This window comes from Amycolatopsis sp. lyj-23, from assembly GCF_046549135.1.
Taxonomy (GTDB): Bacteria; Actinomycetota; Actinomycetes; order Mycobacteriales; family Pseudonocardiaceae; genus Amycolatopsis.
The window spans coordinates 190,384-214,119 of sequence record NZ_JAJPWN010000017.1 but is presented as its reverse complement, the minus strand read 5'-3'; the positions used below and the strand labels follow the sequence as shown (position 1 = coordinate 214,119).

At 64.6% G+C, this 23,736-nt stretch carries 21 protein-coding genes and 2 pseudogenes; 8 read left to right on the top strand and 15 right to left on the bottom strand.

Features of this window, described 5'->3' with window-relative positions; genetic code table 11:
* Positions 1-168 precede the first annotated feature (168 nt).
* A complete protein-coding gene (locus ACLJPY_RS36815; protein ID WP_410595613.1) occupies positions 169-819 on the bottom strand; it encodes a carboxymuconolactone decarboxylase family protein in 651 nt (216 codons plus the stop codon).
* Between the two features lie 51 nt (positions 820-870).
* Here ACLJPY_RS36815 and ACLJPY_RS36810 point away from each other — a divergent pair, with 51 nt between their 5' ends.
* Together ACLJPY_RS36810 and ACLJPY_RS36805 are read left to right on the top strand one after the other, a co-directional pair.
* On the top strand, positions 871-1,752 hold the full coding sequence (locus ACLJPY_RS36810; RefSeq protein WP_410595612.1) for an alpha/beta fold hydrolase: 882 nt from the start codon (positions 871-873) through the stop codon (positions 1,750-1,752).
* 230 nt (positions 1,753-1,982) lie between these two features.
* Positions 1,983-2,204, top strand: a complete 222-nt coding sequence (locus tag ACLJPY_RS36805; protein ID WP_410595611.1) for a helix-turn-helix domain-containing protein — start codon at positions 1,983-1,985, stop codon at positions 2,202-2,204.
* On the opposite strand, the gene ACLJPY_RS36800 is transcribed toward ACLJPY_RS36805, so the two are convergent.
* From ACLJPY_RS36800 to ACLJPY_RS36785, 4 genes and pseudogenes are all read right to left on the bottom strand, one after another.
* Complete coding sequence (locus ACLJPY_RS36800; RefSeq protein ID WP_410595610.1) at positions 2,197-2,913, bottom strand: DJ-1/PfpI family protein; 717 nt, start codon at positions 2,911-2,913, stop codon at positions 2,197-2,199. The two genes, ACLJPY_RS36805 and ACLJPY_RS36800, sit on opposite strands and share 8 nt — an antisense overlap.
* A gap of 26 nt (positions 2,914-2,939) precedes the next feature.
* Complete coding sequence (locus tag ACLJPY_RS36795; protein WP_410595609.1) at positions 2,940-3,467, bottom strand: YbhB/YbcL family Raf kinase inhibitor-like protein; 528 nt, start codon at positions 3,465-3,467, stop codon at positions 2,940-2,942.
* Positions 3,464-5,047, bottom strand: a pseudogene (locus ACLJPY_RS36790) (cation acetate symporter). Before ACLJPY_RS36790 ends, ACLJPY_RS36795 begins: the two are co-directional and overlap by 4 nt.
* Positions 5,044-5,386 (bottom strand): annotated as a pseudogene (locus ACLJPY_RS36785) (DUF485 domain-containing protein). Before ACLJPY_RS36785 ends, ACLJPY_RS36790 begins: the two co-directional pseudogenes overlap by 4 nt.
* A 388-nt stretch (positions 5,387-5,774) precedes the next feature.
* Here ACLJPY_RS36785 and ACLJPY_RS36780 point away from each other — a divergent pair.
* Positions 5,775-6,092, top strand: coding sequence for a peptidase inhibitor family I36 protein (locus tag ACLJPY_RS36780; protein WP_410595608.1), 318 nt, complete (start codon positions 5,775-5,777; stop codon positions 6,090-6,092).
* 61 nt (positions 6,093-6,153) lie between these two features.
* Here the strand turns inward: ACLJPY_RS36780 and ACLJPY_RS36775 are convergent, their stop codons facing one another.
* From ACLJPY_RS36775 to ACLJPY_RS36765, 3 genes are all read right to left on the bottom strand, one after another.
* Positions 6,154-7,329, bottom strand: a complete 1,176-nt coding sequence (locus ACLJPY_RS36775) for an epoxide hydrolase family protein (protein WP_410595607.1) — start codon at positions 7,327-7,329, stop codon at positions 6,154-6,156.
* Positions 7,330-7,404: 75 nt separating this feature from the next.
* Entirely contained in the window at positions 7,405-8,100 is a 696-nt protein-coding gene (locus tag ACLJPY_RS36770; RefSeq protein ID WP_410595606.1) for an alpha/beta fold hydrolase, read from the bottom strand.
* Positions 8,101-8,180: 80 nt separating this feature from the next.
* The gene (locus ACLJPY_RS36765) at positions 8,181-9,131 is read right to left on the bottom strand and encodes a GlxA family transcriptional regulator (RefSeq protein ID WP_410595605.1); all 951 of its coding nucleotides are present in this window, start codon (positions 9,129-9,131) and stop codon (positions 8,181-8,183) included.
* 305 nt (positions 9,132-9,436) lie between these two features.
* On the opposite strand from ACLJPY_RS36765, the gene ACLJPY_RS36760 reads away from it, so the two are divergent.
* Positions 9,437-10,042 (top strand): helix-turn-helix domain-containing protein, encoded by a 606-nt coding sequence (locus ACLJPY_RS36760; protein ID WP_410595604.1) that lies wholly within the window; start codon positions 9,437-9,439, stop codon positions 10,040-10,042.
* A gap of 720 nt (positions 10,043-10,762) precedes the next feature.
* Here ACLJPY_RS36760 and ACLJPY_RS36755 read toward each other — a convergent pair.
* Entirely contained in the window at positions 10,763-11,845 is a 1,083-nt protein-coding gene (locus ACLJPY_RS36755) for an MFS transporter (RefSeq protein ID WP_410595603.1), read from the bottom strand.
* Positions 11,846-12,246: 401 nt separating this feature from the next.
* On the opposite strand from ACLJPY_RS36755, the gene ACLJPY_RS36750 reads away from it, so the two are divergent.
* Positions 12,247-13,407 carry an alpha/beta hydrolase gene (locus ACLJPY_RS36750; RefSeq protein ID WP_410595602.1) on the top strand — a complete coding sequence of 387 codons (1,161 nt, stop codon included), beginning with the start codon at positions 12,247-12,249 and terminating at the stop codon, positions 13,405-13,407.
* A gap of 4 nt (positions 13,408-13,411) precedes the next feature.
* Here the strand turns inward: ACLJPY_RS36750 and ACLJPY_RS36745 are convergent, their stop codons facing one another.
* Positions 13,412-14,083 (bottom strand): AraC family transcriptional regulator, encoded by a 672-nt coding sequence (locus tag ACLJPY_RS36745; protein WP_410595654.1) that lies wholly within the window; start codon positions 14,081-14,083, stop codon positions 13,412-13,414.
* Between ACLJPY_RS36745 and ACLJPY_RS36740 the strand changes: the two genes are divergently transcribed.
* A complete protein-coding gene (locus ACLJPY_RS36740) occupies positions 14,057-14,194 on the top strand; it encodes a hypothetical protein (RefSeq protein ID WP_410595658.1) in 138 nt (45 codons plus the stop codon). The genes ACLJPY_RS36745 and ACLJPY_RS36740 overlap by 27 nt on opposite strands.
* Before the next feature lie 630 nt (positions 14,195-14,824).
* Here ACLJPY_RS36740 and ACLJPY_RS36735 read toward each other — a convergent pair.
* On the bottom strand, positions 14,825-15,850 hold the full coding sequence (locus tag ACLJPY_RS36735) for a zinc-binding alcohol dehydrogenase family protein (protein WP_410595601.1): 1,026 nt from the start codon (positions 15,848-15,850) through the stop codon (positions 14,825-14,827).
* 109 nt (positions 15,851-15,959) lie between these two features.
* Here ACLJPY_RS36735 and ACLJPY_RS36730 point away from each other — a divergent pair, with 109 nt between their 5' ends.
* Both ACLJPY_RS36730 and ACLJPY_RS36725 read left to right on the top strand, forming a co-directional pair.
* Complete coding sequence (locus ACLJPY_RS36730; RefSeq protein ID WP_410595600.1) at positions 15,960-17,114, top strand: glycine C-acetyltransferase; 1,155 nt, start codon at positions 15,960-15,962, stop codon at positions 17,112-17,114.
* Between the two features lie 725 nt (positions 17,115-17,839).
* The gene (locus ACLJPY_RS36725; protein ID WP_410595599.1) at positions 17,840-18,301 is read left to right on the top strand and encodes a hypothetical protein; all 462 of its coding nucleotides are present in this window, start codon (positions 17,840-17,842) and stop codon (positions 18,299-18,301) included.
* A gap of 720 nt (positions 18,302-19,021) precedes the next feature.
* Here ACLJPY_RS36725 and ACLJPY_RS36720 read toward each other — a convergent pair.
* The 4 genes from ACLJPY_RS36720 to ACLJPY_RS36705 all read right to left on the bottom strand — a co-directional run bounded on the left by ACLJPY_RS36720 (position 19,022) and on the right by ACLJPY_RS36705 (position 23,688).
* Positions 19,022-19,981, bottom strand: a complete 960-nt coding sequence (locus ACLJPY_RS36720) for a diiron oxygenase (protein WP_410595598.1) — start codon at positions 19,979-19,981, stop codon at positions 19,022-19,024.
* Positions 19,981-20,934: an NAD(P)/FAD-dependent oxidoreductase gene (locus ACLJPY_RS36715; protein WP_410595597.1), complete on the bottom strand. Its 954-nt coding sequence runs from the start codon at positions 20,932-20,934 to the stop codon at positions 19,981-19,983. The genes ACLJPY_RS36720 and ACLJPY_RS36715 overlap by 1 nt, the downstream gene beginning before the upstream one ends.
* Positions 20,935-21,007: 73 nt before the next feature.
* Positions 21,008-22,258, bottom strand: a complete 1,251-nt coding sequence (locus tag ACLJPY_RS36710; RefSeq protein WP_410595596.1) for an ATP-grasp domain-containing protein — start codon at positions 22,256-22,258, stop codon at positions 21,008-21,010.
* The gene (locus ACLJPY_RS36705; RefSeq protein ID WP_410595653.1) at positions 22,255-23,688 is read right to left on the bottom strand and encodes an AMP-binding protein; all 1,434 of its coding nucleotides are present in this window, start codon (positions 23,686-23,688) and stop codon (positions 22,255-22,257) included. Before ACLJPY_RS36705 ends, ACLJPY_RS36710 begins: the two co-directional genes overlap by 4 nt.
* Positions 23,689-23,736: the final 48 nt, after the last annotated feature.

Sequence of the window (23,736 nt, the reverse complement as noted above, 5' to 3'; positions counted from 1 at the left end):
CGGAAAGCGTAAGACAATCATTCGACGCTGCCAGCACCATGTCGCGGCCCGAGTTTGCCCGCCCCGTTTCGATAGAGCTTAGGTGGTGGACTGACACGGCGGCCTGGGCGGCCAGCGCCAGCTGGCTCAGCCGCCGAGTACCACGCCGGTGTTCGACGGGAACCCAAATCAGGCACCCGACGAGTGCTCCGTCTTCCAAGCGTGCGGCACCACCGCCTCCTCCAACGGCGGTTCGGCGAGGTTGGCCGTGTAGTTCGTCATCGCCGAGATCGCCACTGACGTGATCACCTCGAAAACCTGGGCTTCCGTGAAGCCCGCCGACTTGAACGCCGCCACCTCCGCCTCCTCGACGTACCCCCGCTTCTCGATCAACGACCGGGTGAATGCCCACAGTGCCGCCATCCGCTGGTCCGCGGGTCGTTCACCCCGGCGGATCGCCTCCACGACGGCCGGTTCGACACCGTCCTGCAACGATTCCAGGGTGTGGAACGCCACCGCCCACTCACTGCGGTTGGCCACCGCGTTGGAGAGCAACAGGACCTGCCGCTCGTCCGAGCCGAACGTCCCCCCGCTCCTGAAGTGCCCGAACGCGGAGAAGAAGGTGTTGATCAGCGCTGGCGAGTTTGCCATGAGGCCGGCCGCGGCGGGCACGAACCCGAACGCACCGTCAAGGACCTCAAGCGGTTCCTTCGCGGCTTCGTCTGCGGTGTCAGCGGTGTGGATCTGGTAACTGGTCATGTGCAGGAGCTTGCCGCACCGACGACGTCGAACCAATTCCCTCAGAGGTAAATATTTCCAAGTTTCACCACGGACGCACACCAAACCCCAACATGCGACAATCGACCCATGGGCTTCACTTCGACTGGACGTGTGACCACCTCCATCCTGGAGATCGCCTACGAACAAGCGGGCCGGTTGGACGGCACTCCGGTCATCCTTCTCCACGGCTTTCCCTACGACGTGCGGGCCTACGAAGAAGTCGCCTCCCAGCTGGCGGCCTGGAACGCTCTCGTTCTCGCACCATACCTCCGGGGGTTCGGTGAGACGTCGTTCCTGACGGACACCACGATGCGATCGGGACAGCAGGCCGCGTTGGGGCACGACCTCGTCGAATTCATGGACGCGCTCGGGATCGGATCGGCGGTCCTCGCGGGTTACGACTGGGGCGGCCGGGCGGCCTGCATCACGGCTGCGCTGCACCGGGAGCGCGTGCGTGGACTGGTCACTGTGGACGGCTACAACATCCAGGACATCGCGGTCGCGAACGAACCCACCAAGCCCGAGTGGGAGCAGACGCTTTGGTATCAGTTCTACTTTCACTCGGAGCGGGGCCGCCGCGGGCTCGATCGCAATCGCGAAGCACTCTGTGCCCAGCTATGGCGCACGTGGTCGCCGACGTGGCGAGGTGCGGACGACGCCTTTCCGGCGAGCGCCCCGAGCTTGCACAACCCCGACTTCGTCGACGTGGTCATCCACTCTTACCGGCACCGCTACGGCCTGGTCGAGGGCGATCCCCGCTACCGGCGGACAGAAGAACTCCTCGCGAAGCAGCCACCAATCACCATTCCCACGGTCATGCTGGAGACGGGCGCCGACGGGCTGCTTGGCCCGAGCTCGTCGAGCGATCGTGCGCACTTCACCGGACCGTATCAGCACCGGCTCTTGGAAAGTGTCGGGCACAACCCGCCCCAGGAAGCACCAAAGGAGTTCGCGGACGCGGTGGTGGCTCTCCTCCGACACGAGATCAGGTGACGCCGCGCTCACCAGGTGGCCCCTTTGTGACCGAACGCGACGACGTTGTCGGTCGGTTCGGGGATCACGAGCGGTCCACTCGACCGGCCCGCCAGGCGGGCCGCCGCCGCGGCGGCGCCCAGTGCCCAATATCTTCGGCCGCTGTCAGCACCAGACGGAGCCCCGACCGGGCCGGCCGATGACTGGCGATCCGGGCGGCCGCGATGACGATTGCCGCTACGCTGCCCTTCATGTCGGTGGTCGCCGTCCACTTCGGCGCTCAGCGGATCGCGCCGCCACGGCGCCGCATCACCCGGGTCCGGCAGCTGCTGGAAACCTGCGACCTGCCGATCGACCAGGTCGCCCAGCGGTGCGGGTTCGAGTCCACGGTGGCTTTTCGGCGCCGGTTCCACGATCTGGTCCACCTGTTCCCTTCTGCCTACCGGCGCGCCTTCCGCGGACCGATCAGCTGAGCTGCGTCAGGCCGACACCGAGCTCCATGCCGATCCGCTTGGCCGTCGCCACGCGCTGAGCCGTGATGCCCTCGACGGCCTTGCGTGCCTGGGCAAGGATCGCCGGCGGCGCCGTGTGCGGGGTACCGCTGTCGAACGGCGGTTCGGGGGCATAGACCATGTGCAGCTGAATCGCCTGCGCCGCTTCGTTACCGCGCAGCTCTGCCGCTACCCGTAGAGCCCCGTCGATGCCGGCGGTCACCCCGGCGGCGAAAACCCAGTCGCCGTCGACCACCACCCGCTCGTCCACTGCCTCGGCCCCGAAGAAGGGCAGCGTTTCGAAGGCGGACCAGTGCGTTGTCGCGCGCCGCCCACGGAGCAAGCCGGCCGCTCCCAGGAGCAGCGCGCCGGTGCACACCGAAAACACGCAGGTCGCTCCGGCGGCCTGGGCGCGCAGCCAGCCGAGCACCTCGTCGTCGGCCATCAGGTTCTCCTGGCCGAACCCACCGGGCACGTGCAGGACATCCAGCTGCGGTGCCTCACCGAGCGTCGCGTCGGGAGTCAGGCGCAAGCCCTTGATGTCGCGGACCAGTTCCATGGTCTTGCCGAAAACTCTATAAGTGGAGTTCGGGACGCGGGAAAGCACTTCGAACGGGCCGGTCAGGTCGATCTGGTCGAGGCCCTCGAACAGTAGGGAGCCGATCTGCAGGTGACGTCCGGGATCGATCATGACAGCGGTGTTCCTTTCACAGGTTGTCAGCGTGAGTAGATGGGCACGGTCAGTGCCCGCGCCAAGGTGTGGAATGACAGGGAAAACGAGGCTGCCGCCGGACTGGCGTCCGGGTCGACGCCGATCTGCGCGACGTCGAGGGCGTGCGCGGCGAAGTAATAGCGGTGCGACCGGTCTCCCGGCGGCGGAGCCGCGCCACCGTAGCCGACGGTGCCGAAGTCGTTGTGCAGCTGGAAAGCACCTGCCGGGAGGTCCACGTCCGGTGCACCGGCGTTCTGCTCGAGACCGGAGACCGCGGCGGGGATATCGAGGAGCAGCCAGTGCCAGAAGCCCGAGGGCGTAGGCGCGTTCGGGTCGAAGCACGTGACTGCGAAACCCTTCGTCGCGTCCGGAAACCCGGCCCAACCCAGCCGCAGAGAGCGGTTACCGCCAGCGAGCACGTGCTCCCGGGGAATCTGGCGACCGTCCTCCACATCCGGAGACTTCACCGCGAAAGACGCACACTCGGGCAGCAGGGAGTACGGATCCGGCGCTACAGCGCGAGTCAGATTCATAGGTTCCTTTCTTCAGCGTTGCCGAGCCCGGTCAAGGCCCGTACTTGCAGTTCGCTGTACACATGTGGATCCGACGGCGCCGCGGAGATGACCGTGCCGAGGTAACCAACCAGGAATGAGAACGGGACCGTGACCAGACCGGGATTGGCGAGCGGGAACCAGTCGAAGTGGGCAGCAGGGAAGATCGCGGTCGGGGTACCGGAAACCACCGGAGAGAAGAGGATCAAACCGACGGTCGCGAAGAGCCCGCCGTAGATGCTCCACAGTGCACCGCGGGTGGTGAACCGCCTCCAGAACAGGGAGTACAGAATCGCGGGCAGGTTGGCCGATGCGGTGACCGCGAAGGCCAGGGCGACCGGAAACGCCACGTTCTGGCCATTGGTGACGATGCCGCCGACGATCGCGACCAGCCCGACGGCCACGGCCGCCCAGCAGGCGACCCGGATCTCCGTCTTCGCGTCCGGTGGGTTGTTGCGTCGCAGCACACCAGCGTAAAGATCGTGGGCGAACGAAGTGGACGCCGTAATGGTGAGCCCGGCGACCACCGCGAGGATCGTCGCGAAAGCGACGGCCGCGATGAAACCCAGCAGAACAGGACCGCCGAGGGTCTGGGCCAGCAACGGGATCGCCGAATTCGCCTTATCGTGCGACTTCGCTATCTTCTCCGGCCCGACGAGAGCTCCCGCGCCATACCCCAGGACCAGGGTGAAGAGCAGGAACACACCAATCAGCCCGATGGCCCACGCGACCGAACGCCGGGCGGCTCCCGCGTCGGGTACCGTGTAGAAGCGCATGAGCACGTGCGGTAGCCCCGCCGTGCCCAGGACCAGCGTGATACCCAGCGACAGGAAGTCCACTCGGGACACATCGGTCGCACCGTACTGCTTGCCCGGTCCGAGGAGCGCCTCACCGCCGGCGCGCCCGCGTTCCACTGCCGTGCGCAGGATCGCCGAGAAGTCGAACCCGTACCTGATGAGCACCCAAACTGTCATGCCGAACGCGCCGAGGAGCACCAGGACGGCTTTGATGATCTGCACCCAAGTGGTGCCCTTCATTCTGCCGACCAGCACGTAAAGCACCATGAGCGCTCCGACAACGGTAAACACGACGGCCTGTCCGGCGCGGCTGGTGACTCCGAGCAGGAGCGCGACGAGGCCGCCCGCGCCGTTCATCAGTGCCAGGAGGTAGAAGAAGCTCACCATGAGTGTGGAGAGTGCGGCCGCGATGCGGATCGGCCCCGGTTTGAGCCGGAAGCTCAGCATGTCGGCCATCGTGAAGCGGCCGGTGTTGCGGAAGAGTTCAGCGACGAGCAGCAAAGCGATCAGCCACGCGACTAGAAACCGATCGAGTAGAGGAAGCCGCCGAAGCCCTACGTCGCCACGGCCCCGCTGATTCCGAGGAACGCGGCGGCGGAGAGGTAGTCGCCCGCGATGGCGACCCTGTTCTGCCGGCCGGTGAACGCCTCCCCTCTGTGTCGAAGGCCGAGGCGGTGGACCCCGGCGCCGGGTGCGTACGACGATCAGCAGTATGACGACGACGAAAATCGCGAAGACGCCGATGTTGAGCGCGGGGCCGCTCATCGGTTCGTCCCCTCGTGTTCGGCACGGATCCGCTCGGCCAGGGGATCGAGCCTTCTGGCTGCGTAGCGCAGGTACAAGCCGGTGATCACGAAGGTCGAAACGAACTGCAAAATGCCCAGCAGCAGCCCGAGGTTCACGCTGCCGATGATCTTCGTGGCCATCAGGCCGTAAGCGAAGTCGGCCACCACGACGTAGAGCACATACCAGCCGAGGAATCCCGCCGTCACCGGGACGACGAAACCGGCGCAACCGGCGCTTGAGCTCGATGAACTCGGCACCGGACCACACCCGGTCCCAGTCGACGGCGGGCTGCGCCGTGATCTCATCGTTCGTTGCCATGACGCTCCTCGGCCGGACATTCGGGTGCTCTCAGTCTGAGCGCGCAGACCGGAGCACACGAGTGGCCTGCACGACACCGAGCGATAAAATCCGGTCAACCGCGTACCTCGCAATCACCGGACGCGAGCGGCTGTCCGAAGTGACCAGCTCGGCGAGTCCAGCCTGCCGGGTCCGTGGCGTTTCCTCCGGAACCTTGGGTTACCCATAGGTACCCAAACCGCCTTTGGTTCCTTCATGAAACCACAACCCCTTGCCGGTAACCGGGTTCCGAATGCTATCCAGGTGATTCATAATTCAACATCCAGTCAGCGGAGGATCGATGCGTCGCTCAGTCCGGCTCTTGTTCACAGCAGCCTCGCTTGCGCTTGCGACCAGTGGAACTCTGACCGTGTCCAGCGCTTCCGCAGCACCAGCCGCAGAGCCGTGCATTCCCGGACCGGTCGAAGGGGGCGGCGACACGTGGGTCTGCCTCTACGACAACGCCGACTTCACCGGCCAGTTCTGGAGTGCGCCGGGTAGCGTCTTCTGGCTCGCACCACAGTACGACAACCGCGCTTCGGCGGTCATCAACGCGAGTAAGTACGATCTGTGGCTCTACAAGGACGGCTTCGACCGAGGCGACCACGTAGTCCTCGCACCGGGCGAACGCTGGGTCGCGCCCGCCGACTGGGACAACCAGCTCACCTCGATGTTCGTCAACAAGTAGGCACGAACTAGGTGAAGCCAGTTCGGACAACCATCGACCCGGCTTCGTCACGTCTCATCCCTCAGCGCAGGCTCCGGAAGAAAGCTCGCATGTCTTCGGCCACCAGCAGGGGCTCTTCCCATTCGATGAAGTGCCCACCTCGCTCCACCGCGGTCCATCGGTCGACCCTGGAGAACCGTTCGACCCACTCCCGAGGCGTGGGGAACATGTCCTTTGAGGACATGAGGTGCGCGGTGGGCACGCGCCACTCGGCGTCCTGCCGGTAGTCGGACTCGCAGTAGAGCCGCATCGACGAGCCGATCGACTGCGTGAACCAGTAGACACTGATGTTCGTCAGCAGCTGGTCTTTGGTGAACCGGCGTTCGACAACACCACCGCAGTCGCTCCACCGGCGAAACTTTTCCACGATCCACGCTGCGAGCCCGGCTGGCGAGTCGTTGAGCGACGCGGCCAGGCTCTGCGGTTTCGTGGCCTGGATCGCGCCGTAGCCCACTTCCGCCGACCGCCACCGCGCCACATCGTCGATGTACCGGCGGATCTCAGGACCGGGATCGACCGGCGGGTTGTCGGCTCGCGGTGTAGTACCGCTGAGGTGGATGCCCACGACAGCCTCCGGGTACCGAGCGGCCAGCGCTTCCGCCACGCTCGCACCGAAGTCGCTGCCTCTTACTGCGTACCGTTCGTACCCGAGCACCCGGCTCATCAGCTCGTGGAAGACACGCGCCATGCGTGTCTCGGTCATTCCAGGTGCCGCGGACGCCTCCGAAAACCCGAAACCCGGCAGTGACCCGACGACGACGTCGAACGCGTCGGCCGGTACCCCGCCATGCTCGGCGGGCGCTGCGAGCAGTGGCAGCAGGTCGAGCATTTGCACGAACGAACCGGGCCACCCATGCAAAACCAGCACCGGCAGCCCACCGCCGTCGGCCTTCCGGTGGATGTAGTGCACCCGCAATCCGTCGACCACGCTCCGGAAGTGCGGAAACGCGTTCAGCCGCCTCTCCTCACGTCGCCAATCGAACGTCTCCGACCAGTACGCGACGAGTTCACGTAGATACTCCGGATCGGTGCCGTACCGCCACCCGGCACCTTCGATGAAGCCGGACCAGCGGGTGCGGCGCAAGCGGTGTCGCAGATCGGCCAGCTCGTCATCGGTGACGGCGATGCGGAAAGGCTCATGATTCTCAGGCAGTGGGCTCACCGGACCGACGGTAGATCGACATCCGGGGTTCGGCAAACTTGACCATCAGAAGCAATAGCCAAAATCTGCTCTTGCTGCCAAATGGGAAGCAAGAGCAGATCGAATGGGTGTTCAGCCTGCCGCGTCAAGGATGAGTCCGGCCACCACGTCGGGGTGCACCAGCGGAACGGCGTGCGAGGAGTCAACTTCCACGACGGTGGAGCGGGCCCGCTCGGCCATCCACCGCTGTGCCTCGGTGGGAATGGAGTTGTCCCGCGTGGACACGACCGCCCATGACGGCAGGTCGTGCCAGCTGGCAGCGTTCGCGAAGCTGCCCTCGAGAGTGACTGGGTCGAAGGGTTTCTGAGCCGCGGCGAGAATTTTCCGGTCCCGTTCCCCAGCGTCGCCCGCGTACACTTCGCCGAACTTCTCCGGTCGCAGGTAGACCTCCGCGCCGCCGGGGTATTCGCGCACCACCAGGTTGTCCGGAATGAGCAGACTTCCCGGAAACTTACCGTTGAGAGCGCCCGCAGTCTCCCCCGCATCCTGCTGGAAAGCGGTGACGAACACGAGAGAACGGACGTCCTCGGTCAACGCGTCGGGCGCCGAGATCACCGAGCCGGCGTAGGAATGGGCGGCGACCACGAGCGGTCCGGTGAGCGTGCCCAGAAACTTCTTGAGGTAGGAAATGTCGCCGTCGAAGCTGCGCATGGGCAACGAGGGCGCGATGACGGAGTGACCCGCATCCTGCAGCCGGGCGGAGATCCGGCGCCACACCGAAGCATCGGTCAGGGCACCGTGAACGAGCACGAAAGTCGGTTGATTCATGTGTTCAGTCTCGGCTCCGCACCGGTAGTCCCGACAGTGACAGCACTGCCGACTATCGCAACTTTCCTGCCACCCCTCCGTCAGACACGACCGAAGGCGAAGGACCGCCGGTGTTCGCGAGGCGAGACGCTCGTTGCGCGCCGAAACTGCTGCCGCAGGTTGGCCGCGGTGCCGAAGCCCACCCGACTCGCAATGTCCTCGATGGACAGGTCCGAGCTCTCGAGGAGTTCTTTGGCTCGCGCGATGCGCTGGTCGCGCAGCCAGGTCAGCGGCGGGACGCCGGTCTTCTCCCGGAACCGCCGGTGGAAGGTTCGCTCCGACATGGAGAACCGGGTGGCGACGCCGTGCACCGTGAGGTTCTGCTCCAGCGATACGAGCATCCATTGCCGAGCCCGGGCGATGACGTCATCGCCGGGCGGAACGACCGCCTTCTCCACGAACTGCCGCTGTCCGTCCGCTGGGCGTGGCGCCATGACGATGCGTCTCGCCACATGCCGGGCAGCCGCCGATCCCAGGTCTACGTTCAGCAGGTGCAGGCAAAGATCCACCCCGGCCATGACACCGCCGGAGGTGACAACCGAATCGGTGCCGGCCACGAGGACCGACTGGTCGACGGTGACGCCCGGAAATCGCTCAGCGAGCTGCGCACACAGCGACCAGTGAGTCGTCACAGTGAGCCCGTCGAGGACGCCTGCCCGCGCCAGGGCGAACGCCCCGGAACAGATGGATACTAGCCGGACACCCCCTCGGTGCGCACTCACCAGCGCTCGCGTCAGCGAACCAGGAAGCTCTCGATCCGCCGCGTCGGCGTACCCCGGCACGACGATCGTGCTGGCCCCGCGCAGCAGTTCCAATCCACCGTCCGGTACTACTGTGGTGCCCCCGGCCACGGCTACCGCCCCGCCGCCGACTGAAACGGTGACGAGCTCATACGCCTCGGACGCCTCCCGGCCGAAGACATGTACCGGAATCGCGTAGTCGAGCGGCAGGACGTCCTCGAGCAGAACGACGACCATCCGGTGTCGGGTCATGGCAGTATTGTACCGACGACGTCACCGACTGCCAGACCTGATCGCAAGCCGACGTGGCCGCCATCATGGACTGCGGTTCGCGTGCCGTCCTTTGCGGACCGTGCGGCCCACTCGGACATCCACGTCCGCCAGTAGGCATGGTCCCTCATCAGACACCAAGTTCGCTTGCACGGCGCACCCCGGGGATCGCCCACAGGGTATCGTCGAAAACGACGTCGAGCAGGTGAATCCGGCTTTGGTGCTCGCTCTAGTTATAAAACTGACAGAGGTTGTTGACAGTCTGGGCTCCTGATCAAGGGAGGCCCATGGCTGAGCGAGTGTGGAGTGAGAAGGACCTGGTCAGGCGCGCGAACCGGCGCCTGACCGTCCTGCGTCACGCCGAAGAGATCAGCGGCAACGTCGCCGCGACCTGCCGCTATTACGGCATCAGCCGCACCGTGTTCTACCGGTGGAAACGCCGCTACGAGGACGAAGGCATCGACGGTCTGAAGGACCGATCAAGCGCGCCGCTGCACTGCCCGACCATCACCCCGCCCGAAGTGGTCGAGAAGATCATCCACCTGCCGCAGCACTACCACTTCGGCCCGCTGAAGATCGAAATGTACCTGCGCCGCTACCACGACCAGCAGATCGGCCACTCGACGATCTACCGCATCCTCAAACGCCTGGGCATGAGCCGGATACCGGCCTCTCAACGCTACAAACGCCACCACCAACGCTGGAAGCGGTATGAGAAGCAACGCCCCGGCCACCAGCTGCAGATCGACGTCAAGTTCGTCGAGTCGATCACCGCCGACGCCGGCCGGACGAAGCGGTACTACGCATCTCATCGCGCTCAGCCAGGTTCGCTGCCATCCTCCTGCCCGGGCCTATTACCAGCGCAAACGCGCAGCCGGCAAAGGACACCGTGAAGCCATGCGCTGCCTCAAACGGCGACTAGCCGCCGTCATCTTCGCCACCTCACAGCCGACCAGCGAGGTCCAACACCGGTCGCGGCTTGACAGAGAGGAGCTACCACCGCCCGCACGGCGGCCTGGCAGGCCAGACCCCGTATGAGAGCTTCTACAGAAGACCCCCGCCCCAGGGTGTCAACGACCAGAAGCTGCAGCACACCTAGAGCCTGTTTTGATGCGCTGACCAGCGGAGCTTCTGGCTCGCGTGGTGGATGCGGCGTGTCTTGAATTCAATAGGTGAGGGTCTCCGGTAGATCGATCAACGACCAAGCTGATCAAGAACACCGGCGACCTCGTGTCCAGTCTGGCGGCGACGGGGCGAGCCGAGCTGACCGACGCGCAGTGGCGATCCTGGAACCGCTGCTGCCCGTCGGCAAGAAGCCCGGCCGCCCATCCTTGGGGACTAAACGCCAGCTCCTGGGCGGCATCCGCTGACGGGTTCGTGTCGGTTCGCCGTGCCGTGACGTGTCGCTTGTGTATGGCTGCTGGCAAACCGTCTATGGTTTGTGTGTGGGCGCTGATCCTGGCCGGGCTGCAAACCCGGGCTGTGTCGGCGAGCCCGAACCGGCCGACCACGCGCTGGGCCGATCGCAGGGAAGCTCCTGAATCGTTGTTCGCTACGGTCAGTGTTGTCCGCCGAGCAACCAGCGATACGCGGGCCAATCGGTCGCACGACGCTCAGGGTTCGCGCAAGCCCAGTGACACTACGACGGCCACCACAGGAAGAGCGGAGAGGGCGACGAGGGCACCGCGGGGGCCGTAGTGGTCGGCGAAGAGACCGAGTAGTGGCAGGAACAGTCCACCCGCGCTGACGGCGAGTCCGAGAGTAACTCCGGTTGCTGTGCCCGGCCGGCTGGGAAGGTAGTCTTGACCCAGCTTCACAAGCACTGCAAACGGAATATTTATCGCCATCCCAACCAGGGCAATCAACGGCAGCGCTGCGTATTTGTCTTCGCAGCAGAGCAGGGCGATCATCGCAAGTGGCAAAGCGGTATTACCGAGTCGCACGGCGCACACCATGCCATATCTGTCACCTATTAGACCTCCCAGCAGCGTGCCGAGAACAGCGCCTGCGAGTTCGATAGCGAGCGCGAGACCGCCGAGGACATTGCCGGCACCGAGGTATCGGATCCAGTAAAGCGTTACGAAAGTACTGACACCGGACGAGATCGCCGACCTAACGACCTCAACGCAGATCAGAATGATGAACAGAACGACTCGATCGTTGCTCGTCCTCCGGGTAGACACAGCACTGACCTGCCGGGCGACGCGGCGACTTCTCCGCAGCAAGACGAATCCCATCATAACCGCGGGCGGTAGAAACAGCACCATCGCCCTAAGTCCCAGCCCGTCTAGCGCCGGGGTCGCCAGCGCAGGGGCGGCAAAGAACCCGATCGTGCCGCCGGCGGCGAAGTAGCTCATCCCCGTAGCGCTACCCCCGGCAGCCAACCGTGCGTCTCGTCCCGCCGGCGGGTGGAACATAGCCACTCCAATACCCGAGAAGAGTAGCATTCCGAATATCACTGGATAGGTGGTCGCCAGCCCGGACAGCCCGGCCCCGACGCCCGCCAAGCTCAAGCCAAAAGGTGCAAGCCAGGCAGCCCGGTATCGGTCGGCGACTATACCGATGCCCAATTGGGGTAGAGCGCTGCCCAGCGTGGCCGCCAGCGCCAGTCCGGAGGCGCCCAAGTAACTGAAATGCCGCTCCAGCATGAAGTATGGGACCGCGGCAGGGACCATGCCCTGATAAAAGTCGTCCACTGCGTGTGCCGCTACCCACACTCGCATCTGCCGCCATCGTCCGGCGGCGACTGCAGAGGTTCGCGACGGATCGTGGGGTTGGACCGAATTAGAGTCGCTCACCTGACCAGCTTGTAGCACGGAATCCGTTCGCGCTTCCAATAAACCGCCCCCAGTCGTTGTGAAACCGCCATCTATTTCGAAGGGGTAAAAGGCTTGGTTGGGTGGGCACGGTCATCGGTGACGTCGTCGGCAGGCTCGTCATGTCCACAGTCGTAACCATCCAGTGGATCTCGACCTCAACGAACGCAGGCCTGGAGTGCTTATAGATTTTGCCCGACGTTGCGGCGGTGGCCGATTTCTATCAGCCAGTGGCGTAAATCGAGAAGCGTCGTCACGGCACGCTGTAGCAAGATCAGTGCATGTTCGGAACCAATAAGCCACCATGGGGCGTTGACCTGCTCGGCCGAGTCGACCGGCACTGGATAGCCTCCGAGTGTCTGCGCCCTAACCTGCTGGGGGATCCGCACGAAAGGCCGATGTGGGTCTATGTGCCGCCGGGGTACGATGACGACGCTCGGAGCTACCCGACAATCTACGTCATTCAGGGGTACACGGGTTACCTCACGATGTGGGAGAACCGCACTCCGTTCCGGCACTCTTACCTTGAGAATGTGGATGCACTGTTTCGTGACGGCTCCGTGCCGAGCTGCCTCGTCGTCCTGGTGGATACCTGGACTTCGTACGGTGGGTCGCAATTCGTTGACTCGGCCGGTACTGGCGCGTATCACTCCTATCTTTGCGACGAGGTCGTGCCGTGGATCGACGGGCACTACCGGACGATCGTGGCAGCAGAGTCACGGGCGATCACCGGCAAGTCGTCTGGTGGCTACGGTGCGATGATCACTCCGCTGCTACGACCGGATCTGTTCGGCGCTCTGGCCAGCCACGCCGGCGACGCATCGTTCGAGCTACCCTATGCCGCGGAGTTCGGAGCTGCGACTCGCGCGCTGCGCGAATACGACGCCGACATCACGCGTTGGTGGGCCGACTTCACCCCACCCGGCCGGTTCGGTCGTCAGGTCGAAGACGAGCTCGGCGCCGCCGGCGAGGGTGGCGTGGGCGATCGACGTGCTCTCGTGCGGTTCGCCGTTGACGTGAGCCCGCGGACGTACACCGACCGCGCGCCGTTCAGCAGACCACACGACGGGATGCTGCTCGAACTGTGGGGGGTAGCTGCGTGTTTCTCACCCGGCCCGGACGGGCGCCCGCAGCTGCCATTCGATCAGCGCACTGGCGCCATCATCCCCGATATCTGGCAACGCTGGCTGGACCGGGACCCAGTACGTATGGCTGCTCGTCACACCGATGCTGTGCGGAACCTGGGCTCCGTCTGGCTCGATGCGGGCGATCGGGACGACTACTATCTTGACCTTGCCGCGCTCGAGTTCGCCGCTGCGTTACGACGGGCTGGGCTGGCCGAGGACCGAATCCACTGTGAGGTATTCGAGGGGACGCATGCCGGGATCGATCACCGGTATCCGCTCGCACTCCGCTGGTTGGCCGAGCGTCTACCTCGATGATTGGTCACTGCCGCCGGTAGCGACCCGGCGTGCAACCCGTAACACGGGTGAACGTGTCGATGAAAGCGCTGACTGTCGCCCAGCCGTTACGATACGCGGTCTCGGTAACCGGCACGCCAGCGGTGGGGTCGATCATCGCGTGGAATATACGTACCCTTGAGCGCCACTGTGGGTAGGTCATTCCGAGTTCACTGCGGAACAACCGACTCAGAGTCCGTGTCGATGTCCCGGCACCCACTGCGATTTGGTCGAGTGAGAGCGGTTGCTGCAGATCGGCGACGGCCAACCGGCAGGCACACGCTAATCGTGGGTCGCGAGCTTGGGGTAACAGCAGGGGCCCGCCACCGCTGCCGTGAAGCCGGTCGAGAATGACGGTACGTAGGTGTCTGAGTTCTTCGCCAGCCACTCCGTCGCCGGTGTAGGCAACAAGCAGCTCTCGCAACAGAGAGCCAACTGGTATTACAGCGGGTGCTGCTGGTAGCGGCGCCTCCCCTGCAGTGAACCCGAGAGTATGCAGAGTGCTGTTGCCGTAGCAGCGGTGCTCGTGCCATACGCCAGCTGGCACCCAGCCCGCACTACCTGGCCCTACGATCCAAGCTCCACTTGCCGTGCGTGTAGCTACAACCCCCGAGCTGACATAGATCAGTTGGTGCTGCTCGTGCTGATGCCGGGCGATGATGTCGCCGCCTGGGTGCTGCTCCTCACCTGTCGGCGCGACTTCCTGGCGATAGCCGAGCTCTTCGTCAGTTTCGGACCCGGACGACCTACGCACGCTTCCGCCTCCTGATCGTCAGGCAAGACCGGGCCTCAGTACATCTCGTTAAGGACCGGGATGCCTATGGGTGTGTCCGACATTGGCGCGTCGCCGGGTAGACCGGTCGTGAACCGGACCGGATGGATGTCGACTCGGCCACCAAGGCCACCGATCTGGACGACGGGCCGGCCGACCTGCTGGCGAAGCTCGCCTTGGCTCATTCCAAGCTCTCGTCGAACGTCTGATCGGGTCGGCGCCGCTGAACGAACCCAATCCCGCAACGTTCTGCGGGGGGACGCTGCCGCCAACTACACCGACTACCCTGTGGAGGCGCCGCGCGGACAGCCATGGCCGGCGTGCAGGAGAGCGTAACCGGTCGAGCGGAGGGCGACCGGGACTACGGGGAGCCGCCGGGGAAGTGTCGCGTCTCCCCGGCGGCGCCTGCCGCTTGATCCCGCTATTTCAGCCGGGCGCCGACATAACCAAAATGAAGTCGGCCTTGGATCACTCCGGTGCCCGGGAGACGCTGCCTCGACAACCCGGCAACCCCGCGACCGGCTCCAGAACTACGACCGCTGCGAAACGAGCCACTATAGGAACACCACCACACGGCGAACAGTTCGGGGCTTTTCGGAGTTCAGCGCGACACTCCGCCCTCCCCGATCATCGGGTCACGACAACCTTACCGATCGTGCGCTGGGACTCCACCAGCTCGTGGGCCTTGCGCAAGTTGTCCGCCGTGAAGCCGCTGATTTCCGTGGTCAGGGTGGCCCGCAGCTCACCGGAGTCGAACATTGTCGCGACGCGGTCGAGCAAGTTCCGCTGGGTGGCGATGTCGGCGGTTTCGTAAACGCTGCGGGTGAACATCCACTCCCAGTGCCAGCTGATGCTCCGGTGCATCAGCGGCTGGAGATCGAGGTCGGGATGGCCGTCAATCGCGCAGATCTCGGAGAACGCTTTGCCGATCTTCGCGTAGTTCTCGACGTTCCCCTTCGAATAAGGACTGAAAATGTAGTCCACGCCTCCGGGCACCTGCGCCAAGACGTTCGCAACGAAGTCCCCGCTGTGATCAACCACCGCGTCGGCGCCGAGCGCTAGCGCCCAGTCACGGGATTCCGCCCGGGAAGCGGTCGCGACCACAGTCAGCTTGGTCAGCTTCTTGGCGAGCTGGATCAGCATTGAGCCCACACCACCCGCGCCAGCGACCACAAGTAGGGTCCCCTGGTTGCTCGGCGTCAGCTTGAACTTGTCGAACATCGCTTCCCACGCGGTGATCGTGGTCAACGGCGCTGCGGCGGCCTGCGCCCACGTCAGCGTCGCCGGCTTGTGCCCGACGATCCGGGAGTCGACCGCGTGGTACTCGGCGTTGCTGCCCGGCCGACTCACGTCCCCCGCGTAGTAGACCTCGTCGCCGAGCGTGAAACCTGAAGCATCGGGACCGAGCGCGACGACCGTTCCTGCGGCGTCGTAGCCGAGGATGGTCGGCACGTCCGCCTCGGGTGCGGCCGCGCGGCGCGAGACGTCGGCAGGGTTGACCGAGACCGCGGCGACCCGGACGAGGATGTCGTGGGGACGCAGATCGGGAAGGGGCAACTCGGCGCTCACCATGCTCTGCGGGTCGGAGACGGGCAGGCCACGGTAGGAGCCGATGACGGTCATGACGGCTGGCAGCCCGGGAGTGTGGGTCATGACCGATGACACTAGCCGCGTACGCATGTGCACCTGCAAGGCCGGTAACTTCGGACTGGGAAGTAACGGGCGTTGACGGTAACCACCGCGGGTCGGCTAGTTTGCGGACGTGTACGGATCATTGAGTACCCAGCTCTCCGCCGAACTGGCCGCTCCGCGGCCGGAGGTGCTGGTGTTCGACTCGCCCCAGTCGGGTCAGGTGAGCTCGGCCGGGCGGACCCTGCTGAACTTCAGCTCCAACAACTATCTGGGCCTGGCGGACGATCCCCGGGTCGTCGACGCGGCACGGTGCGCCCTCATCGAGCGCGGCTTCGGCCTAGCGAGCGTACGGTTCATAAGCGGCACGCAGGATCTGCACCTGGATCTCGAAGCGCTCGTCTCACAGCACCTCGGCACCGCCGAAACCGTGCTGTTCCCGTCCTGCTTCGACGCGAACTGTGGCCTCTTCGAGGCACTGCTGGGCGTGGACGACGTGGTGATTTCCGACGAGCTCAACCACGCCTCGATCATCGACGGCATCCGGCTGTGCAAAGCTCGTCGGCTGCGCTACCGCAACGGCCGGCTGGACGACCTGGAGGATCAGCTGCGTGTCGCCGCCGGAGCACGCAGGGTGCTGATCGCGACTGACGGCGTGTTTTCGATGGATGGCTCACTGGCTCCGCTACCGGGCATCTGCGATCTTGCTGACCGCTATGGCGCACTGGTCATGGTCGACGATTCGCACGGCGTCGGCGTCGTCGGCGGGAGCGGCCGCGGCACTCCGGTACACTTCGGAGTCGCCGACCGCATCGACATCCTGACCGGAACGTTCGGCAAGGCGCTGGGCGGTGCGAGCGGGGGCTACGTCAGCACGCACCGGGAGATCGCGCAGGTTCTGCGAAGGCGGGCCCGCCCGTACGTGTTCTCGAACTCCCTGCCACCGACTGTGGTAGCAGGCAATTTCCGTGCACTCGAATTGGCCGCTGCCGCGCACTCCGAACGCGCCCAGCTCGCCGCCAACACCCGGCTGTTCCGCGAGCTGATGTCAGGCTTCGACGTGCTGCCGGGTGAACACCCGATCGTTCCCGTTCTCGTCGACGACCCAAGCCGCGTTGCGGAACGCATGCGCTCCGAGGGAGTGCACGTAGTCCCCATCACGTTCCCTGTCGTGCCGCACGGCACAGACCGCATCCGGGTCCAGCTGTCCGCGGCGCACACCGAACACGACGTCCACGCCGCGGCCGCCGCGTTCCGGCACGCAGCAGACTCGTCACAGCAGGGGTGACCGGCCATCACAGGGAGGCCGTGGTGCGCGACCAGTTGCACCTGGATCGCACCTTCGCCCCGGTACGAAGACCCGGCTGGCCAATCCAGACATTGCCGGCCATCGGAGCGAGCATCACGGGTATCGATCTGATGAGGCCAACCCTCGAAGCGAATTTGCTCAAAGCGCTAGCCACGTCTCCCACTATCACTCGTGGTGTATATATGTCGGCCAGTGACGGGCTCGACCGCTCCCTGCTGAACCAGAGGCGAATGCGAGGGCGGTGTCGCGGCATTGATCGCCGAAGACTTCGAGAAGTGGCGGGCTTGCCGACGGAAGGCTGCCTGGCGACACTCCACCAGAACCTCGTCACCCGTCGGTCTCACCAATCCCCGGGCTTGCCCCACACTCGCGGGGTCAGGCAGACACCACAGCGCCGATCTATACATGACTCCATGACAACCTTGACGTGCGACTCCATTCCCGGAGCTTCGCGACGGCAGTGTCGGTGATCCGGCAGACCTTGCACGTCGCCGTACTAAGCCGGCTTAGGAGGAGTCCATGACCGGGCGTTGAGCTCTTATCAGAAGCTGGAAGGCGGAACCGAGATACATGAACGGTTTCCGATCGATAGTAATATTCGATTCGAAATGAGGCACCCTTGCAGGTAACCTTCAGCATGTGGTAATCATGATGCGCTAGATCATTGAGAGCTCTTGCGAGCCTCTCCTACTGATAGGATCTAAGTGAAAATTTCTCGAATTGCCACCATTGCACTGGCCGCGGTCTCCATTGCCCTGGGAAGTGTGACTGCGGCGAATGCGGCGCCCGCGGCACAAACGCAGTCCACTAAGACCCACATGGCTGCAGCTGGAGCCAACGTCGATATGTGCTCCTTGGCCTGGGACTGGATGCACATTATCGTGGACAACTTCGCGCGAATCGAAGTTGCAGCGCCGGGCTCTCGGCCTGACGGTCTCGCCAGCAGGGAAGACTTTGAAACCGCAGCACGGGGGTTCATTCTTCAGGCCATCGGAACTCAAGCGACATGGGGCTATATGCATCAGCTCAATCGCGATGCTTTTGGCATTACGGACGCAGCACCGGGCGGACGCGTAGACGGCCTCGTCACGATTGGAGACTTCTATGCGATCTTTGAGAATCTTTTCCAGCGGTACTGGTGGCCGGGTGGCTGCATCTTCTGGTGAACCTATAGATATTGGCCACCGAAATCCAGATGTTATCAATTCTCCGTGGACCTCAACGGCGGTTCACAGTCGTCAACGCCCGCAGTATTCCCAGGACGACGCGGCTACCTGACCTCACGACGAGGCCAGCCGGACACTCTCTGCAGCGCGCGCAAGGTCCCTAGCGCCGCCATACCTTCGCATAGTTTCAGGACTAGCCGGCACAATGTGTATGCGAGTCGCGGCACTGACCAGAAAGTCCGCCCACTGCCGTGGATAGCGGTCAGCCGAATTCGGCGCGAAGGCCCGTTCACTTCGCTGAACGGGCCTTCGTATTGTCGTCCTCTGGTATATATTCGGGCATTGGCGGCCTTTCCGTCGGCGGTTCTGGAAGTGAAGACGACCAAGCTCAAGCACACGGCATCTGCGCCTGGTCGAGGCGGTACGGCGCGCAGGTGTCTGATGCGCTAGCTGGTACTTGCCAATCGACGTCCTCCGGTGTCCCCCGCTGCCCGTCCTTGACGGTACTCCCCGTCCGGTGGGGCGTTCTGGTGAGCAGCAGACGAACGCCCGTGGGACCGGCTGGAACGCAAAGTCTAGGACCTCCCGGCAAATGTTGCCGACTGCATGGCCGGCCGTGAACCTCCGTCTGCTCCTGTAAACCAGAGCAGCAGGTCGTTCCCTGGTGGCATCGTCGGGCCCCTGCTCCGCCGCCGTGCGCCCGCGTGTGGTGGTTCCTTCTCACACCAGAGGAACGGCCTCGTCGTCGAGCATTGCGTTGTACCGTCCACCAGCGATGTCATTGAGCTGTCGCCACAGGTGGTGCACCCCGCTGTTGTCACGAACCAGCCGAAGATCATCCGGTTGCTCGCTGCACTCGTTCAGCAGCCTGCGGCCGTCTCGAATACCTGCAAGGACAACGATTCTCTTCCACGTCGACATGTCCTGTGCCATGAAGACCCGCACAGCATCGATCATGGAAGTCATGAAGAAGTCTTTCTGCTCCGTTCCAACGCAGAAGAAGACACTTTTGGCAAGCTCCTCGCTGATGGAGGAATGGCACATTTCGTCCCGCCAGTGCAAGGCGGCGGTCACGCTGTTCAGCGGCTGGATGATCTTGTCATCGGCTACAAGCTTGAGGTATGCGTCGATCGACACCTCCGTCACCGTCATGTATGCCAGGCTGAGGAGGCGCCGTTGCCACTCCGTCGCCTGTACCGCGCGCTCCTGCCTGTGGTGACTGACAAAAGCCGGCACGGGCAACTCGCGAAGCGGGAACTTCCACGGTCGCCTCCTCCGCAACTCCTGGGCCGCGTTCAGGTGCATCCACGTGTGGTATTGCTCGTCCACGGCGGCCTGAGCGACCGCGCTCTCGAAGTTTCCGTCCTCAAGGAAGCTGAAGTCGCTACCCACCACCGTGGCGAACGTGGGACAGACGATCTCCTGCTCGATCACCATCGAATGCCGGTGGAACGCCAGCGCGGCCAGCAAGAGAGCGCGATTTAGCGCGTTCTCGTCGATGTTCTCGAGTTCGGGGTGCCGCCAGATGGGGGTGAGCCCGATCGGGTAGTCGGGTCGGCCAGGTTCGAACAGGTCCTCCAGCACAAGTCCGGTCTTCTTGACCGTTGCCCTTCGGGACCAGTTCTCGGCGAGCCTTTTGATGACCGCGTTCTCTGCGGGGGTCTGCGCCTCGGGCAACATCAGTAGCTCTCCCCATGATCTTTCTCGTTGCACGGCTTGCGATTTCGCTCGCCCTGGCGCGCCAAGGCGAGATAGGTCTCTTTTGCGCGGGCATCCAGCCGCTGCTGGATCTCCCTGCCCGCGACCACCCCGTCCGCCATGGCCGTGACCGAGCATGGGTGCATGCGGTGGGCCACTTCACCGATGGCGAACACGTTGCGTACCGAGGTCTCAGTCGTGGCCGGGTCTGTAACGACGAACCCTCGTGGGTCCCGCTCGACGCCAAGGCCGTGTGCGAAGTCGATCGCAGGAGCCCAGCCGTAGAGCACGACAATGAGGTCGAACGGCTGGCCGGACACGGTCATCGCCGTGGTGTCGACCTCGTACGGTCCAACGTGCACGTCGCTGACAGGTGTTGGATCGCGGAACCTGTGAGCGGCTTTAATCGTCCGAGCGAAGATCCGAACTTCCGAGGCCTGCTTGGCCTTAATGATGTGGTAGTTCTCGAAGGCGTTGTCGCCGCCACCGAGGACCGCGACGGACAAGCTGCGGAAGTCCACCTCCTCCACCGGAGCGCCAGGGCCGATCAGCACGCGGGACCCCGGCAGCAGGCCGCCGTCGGCGGGTCGCACTCCACTGGCCAGGACCAGGTACCTGGCCGACAGGGCACTGGGCAGGCCTTCGTTGACGACGAATGCCTCCGCGGACTGTCTGACCGATTCGACTGCAGTGTTCAGCAGGCAGAAGATGCCGCGGCCCAGGACGTTGTCGTGGATGCCAGCGGCGATCTCCTCTCCTCTCCAGTTCGTCAACGGCACGATTAGGTCGTTCACATAGGGGTTGTCGTTCTCCAGCCCGCCGAGTGCCGAACGCCGCTCGACGATGCACGGCTTGTGCCCCATGTTCTTCAGCCACACCGCACACGACGCGCCAGCCGGTCCACCACCCACGACGATCACATCGAACTGCTTCACCGCCACCACCTTTGTTGCCGTCGTTTCGGGAAAACGACTCGTCTGTGGACACATGTCGCATTGCTGGACGCGTTCAGGCCTGAATGCGCAATCGCTCTTCGCACTTCCTGGCGCGCACGTGGTCGCGATCTACGGCGCGGGAATCGGTGTCCGCGAACAGCGCCCACCCGAACCGCGTCGAGGAGAGGAGGTCGGAGGTGGCCGACACGCGGTCACCGTTGCCGACGTTGAGTACTAAGGCTCGGCACGTCGGCAGGGATCGGATTTCGTCGAGCACCTCGATGTTGCGCACCGTGCCGGAACCAGGTGCCACGAACATCGCCACCCGCACGGTGCGGACGAGCTCGTACGTGTCGGCGAAGTTGCGCTTGCCCAACAGGTGCTGGACGGTCATGCGCATGCCGTTGTCGCCTGTCGCCAACACCGCCGCAGCGGCCATTCCGCTGCCCGCGACCCGCGAGTTCACCTCCATCAACCGAAGTCCGTCAGCGGTGAGCATGATCTCGGTGTGCGCGGGTCCGAAGCGGAAGCCGACCGCGTCGAGCGCTCGGCGCGCGTAGTCGGTCAACTCGTCGTGTCCCGAATCATCGGCACGCAGGAACTCGACGTCGCGATAGACAGCGAAGTGTCCGGCGTTGGAAACCTTGTTGTAGCGACAAATGTCCGTAATCGTATGCCTGCCGTTGTGGCTGAACGTGTTCACGGCGTATTCAGTGCCGTGCACCCGTGGTTGGACCACGACCTCCTCGTTCACGAGCCCGACGGCGTTGCGGCGCCCCAGCAGCCCAACCACAGCGGGTTGCCAGGGCTGTCCGGCCTCGACCAGCGTGACGCCGTCGGTACTGACGGCGGTAGCCGGCTTCACAACGAGGCTGCGCCCAGCGAACTCCGGGCGTTCGAGCGCTTCGACAGCTTCCTGCGGATCACGGATCGTAAGTGTGGGAATGACGGGCAGGCCGTGCCGGGCCACGGCTTGCTGCATCAGTCCCCTGTGCCGTCTGGCGGTCGCCAGGCCGGGATCGTTGGCCAGGCCGGGAGTGAGGTGTGTCGCGAGGGCGTCGGCCAGCCGCACGCCGCTCTCCGCTCCGGGCAGGACAGCGACCACATTACGGCGCACCAGCTCACGCAGGACGCCGTCGACGCCCGATTCCTCCTCCTCAAAGCCATCGTCGAAGTCTTGCTGACAGAAGGTGGCGGTGAAGTCTCGTGCGGGCCGAGGATGTGATCGAACGGCGACCGGTGAGAACCCAGCCCGCATCAATGCGCTCGCGTACTTGGTGCCCGAGGAATACGGATCGACCACCACCGCGGTGGCGCGACTCATTTCCGCCCCGTCTTCGGTCCTCGGCGAATAGCGGTCTCCGCCAGGCCGGCCACAGCACGTCGGTCCACCTTGGCGTTGGGCGACAGCGGCAGAGCCTGAACCACTAGCACGTGGTCAGGCCCGTCGGGCCCAAGCGCACCGCGCAGCTCACGACGCAGTCGAACGACAATGTCCTCGTCGGCCGACTCCACAACCAGCGCGACCGCGCTTCCTGTTGCTGCGGAGGTCTGCACGCAGCAGGACAGGCCGACACCAGGCACGTCGGTTGCCGCAGCCTCGATCCGCGCAAGGTCCACGAACACGCCGCGACGCTTGACCCGGCTGTCGAGCCTGCCGAGCACGACGAGGTTGCCCGCGTCGTCGATCTCGCCGATGTCCTGACTGGAAAAGATGGTCCGGCCGAACTCCCGCCGCAATACCTGGTGGTCCGAATCGGTGCCTGTTCCATCCAGGTATCCGAGGGAGCCATACGGCGTCGCGATGCCAATCTGAAAAGCCCGCTTCCCGGCATTGTTCCCCGGAGTAGACAGCGGCAGCCGTTGCAGGTCCGTATCAGGCAGCGGACGACCAACCGGCTGGATGCCCGGCGATGGATCCGGTGGCACGTGGTAAAAGAACTTCGCCAGTGTCGTTTCCGACGGTCCGTACAAATTGATGACTTCACTGCGAGGCGCGCGCACGCGCCACGCACGTACCTGGCTTCCATGGAGTGGTTCACCGGCGAAGAGGGTCCAGCTCAGGAACGGCATCGGATGCTCCGGGCTCGCCGTCAGCCATCGAGTGGCCAGTCCCGGCACCGCGTGCACTACCTCCACTTCGTGGTCGGCCAGCCACGGGATGACGGCGGACGGGTCCGCGCGCACCCTGGAGGTGGCCGGGACCAGTTCACCGCCGCCGAGCAATGTCATGAACAATTCGCGGAACACGACTTCGAATGTCGGGGCGCTGATCATGCCCACCGGCGTTCCCCGACGTAGACCGATGGTCCGCGCCTCCCAGGCGGCGAAATGCATCACGCCAGGCTCGTAGGAAACGATTCCTTTGGGGGTGCCCTGGGTGCCGGAGGTGAAGCCGAGATAACCGGCCTTGGACGGCAACGTGCGCGGGTTCGACGCGAATGGGTCGATCTCGGCTCGCTCCTGGACCGCCATCACCAGAGCGGGCCGGCTGGCGTCGAGCAGCGCGCTACGTCGGCGGGGGGCCAGGTGCGGGTCGAGGAGCATGGGAACATGTCCTGCGGCACGGACCGCGAGGTGAGCGGGTGCCAGGTAAGTCGCATCGACCACGTCCAATGCCACCAACGAACCTGCCTGCAGGTCCAGCCCGCGCAGGTCGTCGGCCCAGCCGTCGAGCCTGTCAACGAGATCTCGGTAGCGCAGGGTCGTGCGCGCGCCGCGCACGGCGGTCATGGCAGAATGCTCGGCCGCCACGACGCGGAGGGCGTCCACCAGTGGAGAGGGTGTGGTGCGAGTCGCGCC